This window comes from Thiomonas sp. (assembly GCF_054608695.1).
Genome location: NZ_JBTRXV010000143.1, coordinates 1 through 5,947 on the forward strand (window position 1 = coordinate 1; position 5,947 = coordinate 5,947).

5 protein-coding genes and 1 pseudogene are annotated in these 5,947 nt (G+C 66.7%); 2 read left to right on the top strand and 4 right to left on the bottom strand.

Annotated elements, in window-relative coordinates:
* Positions 1–175: 175 nt before the first annotated feature.
* From ACYCUK_RS22815 to ACYCUK_RS22830, 4 genes are all read right to left on the bottom strand, one after another.
* On the bottom strand, positions 176–1,447 hold the full coding sequence (locus ACYCUK_RS22815; RefSeq protein WP_461596900.1) for a M20 family metallopeptidase: 1,272 nt from the start codon (positions 1,445–1,447) through the stop codon (positions 176–178).
* The gene (gene uraD, locus ACYCUK_RS22820) at positions 1,444–3,216 is read right to left on the bottom strand and encodes a 2-oxo-4-hydroxy-4-carboxy-5-ureidoimidazoline decarboxylase (protein WP_461596901.1); all 1,773 of its coding nucleotides are present in this window, start codon (positions 3,214–3,216) and stop codon (positions 1,444–1,446) included. Before uraD ends, ACYCUK_RS22815 begins: the two co-directional genes overlap by 4 nt.
* A gap of 2 nt (positions 3,217–3,218) precedes the next feature.
* Complete coding sequence (puuE, locus tag ACYCUK_RS22825) at positions 3,219–4,172, bottom strand: allantoinase PuuE (RefSeq protein ID WP_461596902.1); 954 nt, start codon at positions 4,170–4,172, stop codon at positions 3,219–3,221.
* A gap of 72 nt (positions 4,173–4,244) precedes the next feature.
* The gene (locus ACYCUK_RS22830) at positions 4,245–5,000 is read right to left on the bottom strand and encodes a GntR family transcriptional regulator (protein WP_461596903.1); all 756 of its coding nucleotides are present in this window, start codon (positions 4,998–5,000) and stop codon (positions 4,245–4,247) included.
* Positions 5,001–5,236: 236 nt separating this feature from the next.
* On the opposite strand from ACYCUK_RS22830, the gene uraH reads away from it, so the two are divergent.
* Together uraH and ACYCUK_RS22840 are read left to right on the top strand one after the other, a co-directional pair.
* Complete coding sequence (uraH, locus tag ACYCUK_RS22835) at positions 5,237–5,590, top strand: hydroxyisourate hydrolase (RefSeq protein ID WP_461596904.1); 354 nt, start codon at positions 5,237–5,239, stop codon at positions 5,588–5,590.
* Positions 5,591–5,686: 96 nt separating this feature from the next.
* Positions 5,687–5,947, top strand: a pseudogene (locus tag ACYCUK_RS22840) (outer envelope protein); the annotation flags it as partial.

Sequence of the window (5,947 nt, forward strand, 5' to 3'; positions counted from 1 at the left end):
TATGGCCGCAACAACCCCATCATGGGTGGCATCGTGGCGCAGTACGACGCGCAGCAGTTGCACGACATCGCCGCCTATGTGGCCAGCCTCAAAGGCCCGCTCTACATCCGCGGCGAACTGCGTTGAGCTTGCGCAAGCCTTGCGCTCGCGTCGAGCAGAACGTTCAACTCCGCGTTCAACCTCGCGCCTGCTGGACCGTCAGCAGGTCCAGCAGGGTGCGTGCCACCACCTTGGTGGCGCGGCGCAGGTCATCGAGCACGATGTGTTCGTCGGCACGCTTGGCGTTGGACTCGCGCACCGTTCGCGGCCCGGCGCCGTAAATCACCGCCGGAATGCCGCGTTCGCTGTAGAGCCGTACATCGGTGTAGAGCGGCGAGCCCGTGACGGGGATCGGCGCGTTGAACACCTCTTGCGCATGGCGCTGCAGGGCCAGCACCAGCGGCTTGTTGCCGGGCAGGGGCGTGAGCGCACGGGCCAGCAGCATGCGGCGGATGTCCAGCGTGATGCCGGGGAAGGTGGCCGCAGTATCTTCGATCACCCGACGCAGCGTGGCTTCGACCTCGGCCGGATCTTCTTCCGGAATCATGCGGCGATCGAGTTTGAACCTGACCTTGCCCGGCACGACATTGGTGTTGGTGCCGCCCTCGATCCAGCCGACGTTCAGATAGGGGTGATCGATCCCCGGCACCTTGGAGCGGATGCGCTGATAGCGCGTGTTCTCGCGGTACAGCGCGCCCAGGATGGCCACGGCTCCCTGCAGGGCGTCGACGCCGGTATGGGGAATGGCCGCGTGCGCCATGACGCCGTGCACCGTGACTTCGAGCTGCAGGCAGCCGTTGTGCGCGGTGACGACCTGGTAGCTGAAGCCCGCGGCAATTTCCAGGTCGGGTTGCGTCAAGCCCTTGTCGAGCAGCCAGCCGGGGCCGAGTTCGCCGCCGAATTCTTCGTCATAGGTGAAGTGCAGTTCCACGCCACCCTGGAGGGGGGCGCCCAGGGCTTCGAGCGCGCGCACGGCGAAGGTGTAGGTGGAGAAATCGCCTTTGCTCACGGCGCTCGCGCGGCCGTAGAGCTTGCCGTCCACGACCTCGCCGCCGTAGGGGTCGTGGCTCCAGCCTTCTCCCGGCGGCACCACGTCGCCGTGGGCGTTGAGGGCGACGGTCGGGCCGCCTTGCGCGTAGCGGCGGCGCACGATGAGGTTGGTGATGGACTGCAGTCCGTGGGCCTGCACGATGTCGGCGGGAATGGCGATTTTTTCCGCATCCATGCCGAAGCCGGCCAGCAGCTCGGCGGTGCGTTCGGCGTGCGGGGCGTTGTTGCCGGGCGGGGTGTCGGTGGGCACGCGCACCAGCTCTTGCAGGAAGCGCACCTGGGTGTCGAAGTGCGCGTCGATCCAGCGGTCGAGCGCGGCGTAGTTGGCCGCAACAGTGGCATGTACGGTGTCGGTCATGATGTGGCGAGTTGCTCGAGCAGATGGTTGAACGCGGCGCAGGCGAGGTCGAGATCGTCGGCGGTGCTGGACTCCAGCGGGTTGTGGCTGATACCGGCGTTTTCGCCGCGCACGAACAGCATGGCCTGGGGCAGGGCGGTGTGCAGCTTCATGGCGTCGTGCCCGGCCCCGCTGGGCAGGCGGTGCAGCGGCAGGCCGAGCGCGGCAACCGCGGCTTCCCAGCGCCGTTGCCAGTCGGGGGCGCTGGGGGCGGCGGCTTCGCGCATGGTTTCTTCCACCGTGTAGCGCAGGCCGCGGCGCTGGCAGACGGCGGCGAGCTCGGTCAGCACGTCGTCGCGCAGCCGGTCGCGCTGCGCATTGGTGGGGGCGCGCAGGTCGAGGCTGAAACGGCAGCGGCCCGGCACCACGTTGATCGAGCCGCCGGGCACTTCGAGCAGTCCCATCGTTCCCACGGAATCACCGTCGGCAGCGGCGCGGCGCTCGAGGAACAGCGCGAGTTCAGCGGCGGCACAGGCGGCGTCGCGGCGCGTGGCCATGGGCGTGGTGCCCGCGTGGCTGGCCATGCCGATGATCTCGCCGACCAATCGGATGCTGGCGTTGATGGAGGTGACGATGCCCAGCGGCAGGTCGAGCGCGTTCAGCACCGGGCCTTGTTCGATATGCACCTCGACGAAGCCGAGATACTGCGCCGGGTCGCGGCGCAGCGCGGCGATGGCGGACAACTCGGCAGGCAGGCCGGCATGGCGCATGGCCTCGCGCATGGAGATGCCGTCCTTGTCGCGTTGCTCCAGCCATTGCGGATTGAAGCCGCCCACCAGCGCGCCCGAGCCGAGGAAAGTGGCCTTGTAGCGCTGGCCTTCTTCTTCGGCGAAGGCGACGACTTCGAGGCCGAAGGGAAGTCGCTTGCCGGCGCGGTGCAGTGCGCGCACGCAGGCCATGGGGATGAAGGCGCCGATGCGTCCGTCGTACTTGCCGGCGTTGCGCACGGTGTCGTAATGCGAGCCGGTGAGCAGACGCGGGGCATGCGGATCGGGGCCGTGATAGACGCCGACCACATTGCCCACGGCGTCGATCTCCACGCTGTCGAAGCCGCAGTCGCGCATCCACGCTGCGATGTCGGCGGCGCAGGCGCGATGCGCGCCGGTCAGATAGGTCGTGGTGAGCTCGCCTTTCTCCGCCCAGGCTGGTTCGCTGTGCGCGGCGAGTTGCTCGCACCAGTCCCAGACCGTGTTGCCGAGTTCGGGCTCGAAACCGAGTTTGTCGTTCAGGCGCAGTTCGGCGATGCGGTGGATCTGCCGCAGGCTTTCCGCGAACTCGAAGTCCGCCGGATGGTCCACACGGCGTTGCAAGGTGGCGAGAATTTGCGCGCGGCTCAGGCCCACTCCGCGCGGGCCGCGCACGGCCAGGATGAAGGGCCAGCCGAAGCGCGCGGTGTAGGTGGCGTTGAGCTGGGTGATGCGCGCAAACTCCTCGGGCGTGCAGTGCGCCAGCCCGGCGCGGCTTTGCTCGCTGGTGGATTCCGCCGTGAGCGTTCCCGCCACGGTCGCCTTGCCCGCCAGTTCCGGGTGGGCGCGCATCAGGCCGAGTTGGTTCTCGTGGCCAGCGTCACGCACGGTCTGCACCAGGGCGTGCTTGAGCGCCGCGAGTGTGGCGAAGGGCCGCAGACTCCACGCGCGTGTGGCGATCCAGGGGGAGTGCTCATACACGCCGTCGAGCAGGGCGGTGAACTCGGCTTGCGATGCGGCGTTGAGGGTGGCGAGTTGCAACATGGTCATTCCCAGACAAAAGCGGTGGCGGCGTTGAAGGGATGCGTCTGCGTCCAATGCCGCGCGATGTCGATGCGCCGCGCCACCCACACCCGGTCGTGCCGCGCGATGTGGTCGAGAAAGCGTTGCAGCGCGCGCATGCGCCCGGGCCGGCCGAGCATGCGCGCATGCATGCCCACGCTCAACATCTTCGGCGCGGTCTCGCCTTCGGCGTAGAGCACGTCGAAGCTGTCGCGCAAGTAGCAGTAGAAGTCGTCCGCCTGCGCAAAGCCTTGCGGCAGGCCGAAGCGCATGTCGTTGCTGTCCAGGGTGTACGGCACCACCAGATGCGGTGCCAGCGTGCCGTCGGTCTTGCGCACTTGCAGCCAGAAGGGCAGGTCGTCGCCGTAGTAGTCGCTGTCGTAACGGAAGCCGCCGTCATCGGCCACCAGGCGGCGGGTGTTGGGGCTGTCGCGCCCGGTGTACCAGCCCAGCGGGCGCACGCCGCACACGGCTTCGATGGCCTGCAGCCCCAAGCGCATGTGTTCGCGTTCGGTGGCTTCGTCCACGGTTTGATAGTGAATCCAGCGCCAGCCGTGACAGGCGATTTCATGGCCCAGTTCAACGCAGGCGCGGGCGATGTCGGGCGTGCGCCGCAGCGCCATGCCGACGCCGAACACCGTGAGTGGCAGATCGCGGCGCTCGAACTCGCGCAGCAGGCGCCAGACCCCAGCGCGCGAGCCGTATTCGTAAATGCTCTCCATGCTCAGGTGGCGTGCCGCGAAGCTCGGCGGGTTGAACATCTCGGAGAGGAACTGTTCGCTGCCCGCGTCGCCATGCAGCACGCAGTTCTCGCCGCCTTCTTCGATATTGAGCACGAACTGCACCGCGATGCGGGCTTGCCCCGGCCATTGCGCGTGGGGTGGGCTGCGGCCGTAGCCGATGAGGTCGCGGGGGTAGTGGGTCGTGAGAGCAGACATGATGTGCGGCGCAGCCCTTTTTGGCGCGGCCTTGCATGGTGTTGCTATGGGCGGTGTCGTGTTGCGTTGCGTTCAGGCGGCGTAGACGGCGAGCGCCAGCGTGAGGTCGGCGCTGGAGGTGCGCGGGTGGTAGAGCAGGCTGTTTTCGGTTTCGCGCAGGTGCGCTTCCATCAAGGTCTTGGCCTGCTTCACGTCGCGCGATTCGAGCGCCCTGAGGATGGCGACATGCTCGTCGGAGGAATGCTGCGCGGCGCGCGACGACTGGTACATCAAGGTGATGAGGGCGCAGCGCGAAATCAGCTCCGACAAAATCTGCGCCAGCACGATGTTGCCGATGCGCTCGGCCATCAGCACATGAAAGTCGCCCAGCAGCCGGGTGCGGCCGGTCACGTCCACCCGCCCGACCACCGCCTGTTCCTGCTTGAGGTGGGCACGCATGGCGCGGAAATCAGCCGGGGTGGCCTTGTCGCAAAACTCCTCCACCAGATGCTGTTCCAGCATGCGCCGCACGGCGAACACCTGCTGCGCTTCTTCGACGGAGGGCTGCGACACAAAGGCCCCGCGCGCCGGCTCCAGGGTGACGAGGTGATCGCGTGCCAACTGGAACAGGGCCTGTCGCACGATGGTGCGCGAGACGCCGTAAATGGCGGCGATTTTCTGTTCGGTGAGCTTGGCCCCCGGCGCCAGGCGGTGCTCGATGATGGCGGAAGTGATGGCGGCAGCGATGGTCTGGGTCGAGTCCTGCTCGGGGGCGGCAGGTGCCGCGTTTGACGGCTTGGGCTCGGACGCTTGCCGGGCGCGGTTCGGGGTCAGAGCTTTGGCATTCATTTTGCTTCCTCCATGCTTGAGGCGCGGTGCGTTGGAAAGGTTCGCCCTCCTGGGCGGGTGTCTGAAACCACGCCTGCCGTGGAGTGCTCTCGGTCTTTCTCGGTATTGTCAGACGCCCCCGCTTCGCCTGGCCGGGATTGTCGATGGATTCGGGAAAACGAGAGTGCCTGATTTCCATTGTATTTCGCTTCCGCTTGAAATAGCATACATAAAACTTTTAAAGTGTATGCAAAAATATGGGTAAGCTGACCACGCACATCCTCGACACCGCCCGTGGCAAACCGGCCACCGGCGTGCACATCACCGTTCTGGCCGAACGTTCCGGCGCCTGGGTTCAGCTGAGCACCGCGATCACCAACGCCGACGGGCGCTGCGATGCCCCGCTGCTGCAGGATGCCGCCTTCGCGGCCGGGCGTTATCGGCTGGTGTTTCATGTCGGCCCTTACTTCCAGGCGCAAGGCCTCGCAACGGCGTCCCCCGCTTTTCTGGAGGACGTTCCCATCGAATTCGGTGTTGCCGATGCGGCCGGCCACTATCACGTGCCCCTGCTCGTCACACCCTGGAGTTATTCAACCTACCGTGGCAGTTAGGCGGGTGGAGCGGGAATCCTTGGGAGGGCGCCAAGGGAGGTGCGGGCGGCTACTGTCGTCCGCGATGCATTGAACTTGAACAGCAGGAGATCGAAGTTGAAAAATTTCAGCAACAAGGGCAAGGCCGTACTGGCAGCCGCCATATGGATCGGTGGTGGCCTGGGCAGCATCCCTGCCGCGCAAGCCGCCACCTGGAGCGACGCCTGGGTGCACTTTGCCTACGGCACCCAGTTTGCCGAGCCGGGCTACGGCCAAAGCATCGCCAAGCGCATCGTCGGCTTCTCCTACGCCGGGGGCGACGGCTGGGGCACCAACTTCTTCAACCTCGACGTGCTCATGTCCGACGCCGGCGACCCC

Bases quoted from the DNA above. Each gene is read 5' to 3' on its own strand.
- uraH (WP_461596904.1), top strand. From the start codon at position 5,237: ATGGGTAAGCTGACCACGCACATCCTCGACACCGCCCGTGGCAAACCG.
- puuE (WP_461596902.1), bottom strand. From the start codon at position 4,172: ATGTCTGCTCTCACGACCCACTACCCCCGCGACCTCATCGGCTACGGC.
- ACYCUK_RS22830 (WP_461596903.1), bottom strand. From the start codon at position 5,000: ATGAATGCCAAAGCTCTGACCCCGAACCGCGCCCGGCAAGCGTCCGAG.
- uraD (WP_461596901.1), bottom strand. From the start codon at position 3,216: ATGTTGCAACTCGCCACCCTCAACGCCGCATCGCAAGCCGAGTTCACC.
- ACYCUK_RS22815 (WP_461596900.1), bottom strand. From the start codon at position 1,447: ATGACCGACACCGTACATGCCACTGTTGCGGCCAACTACGCCGCGCTC.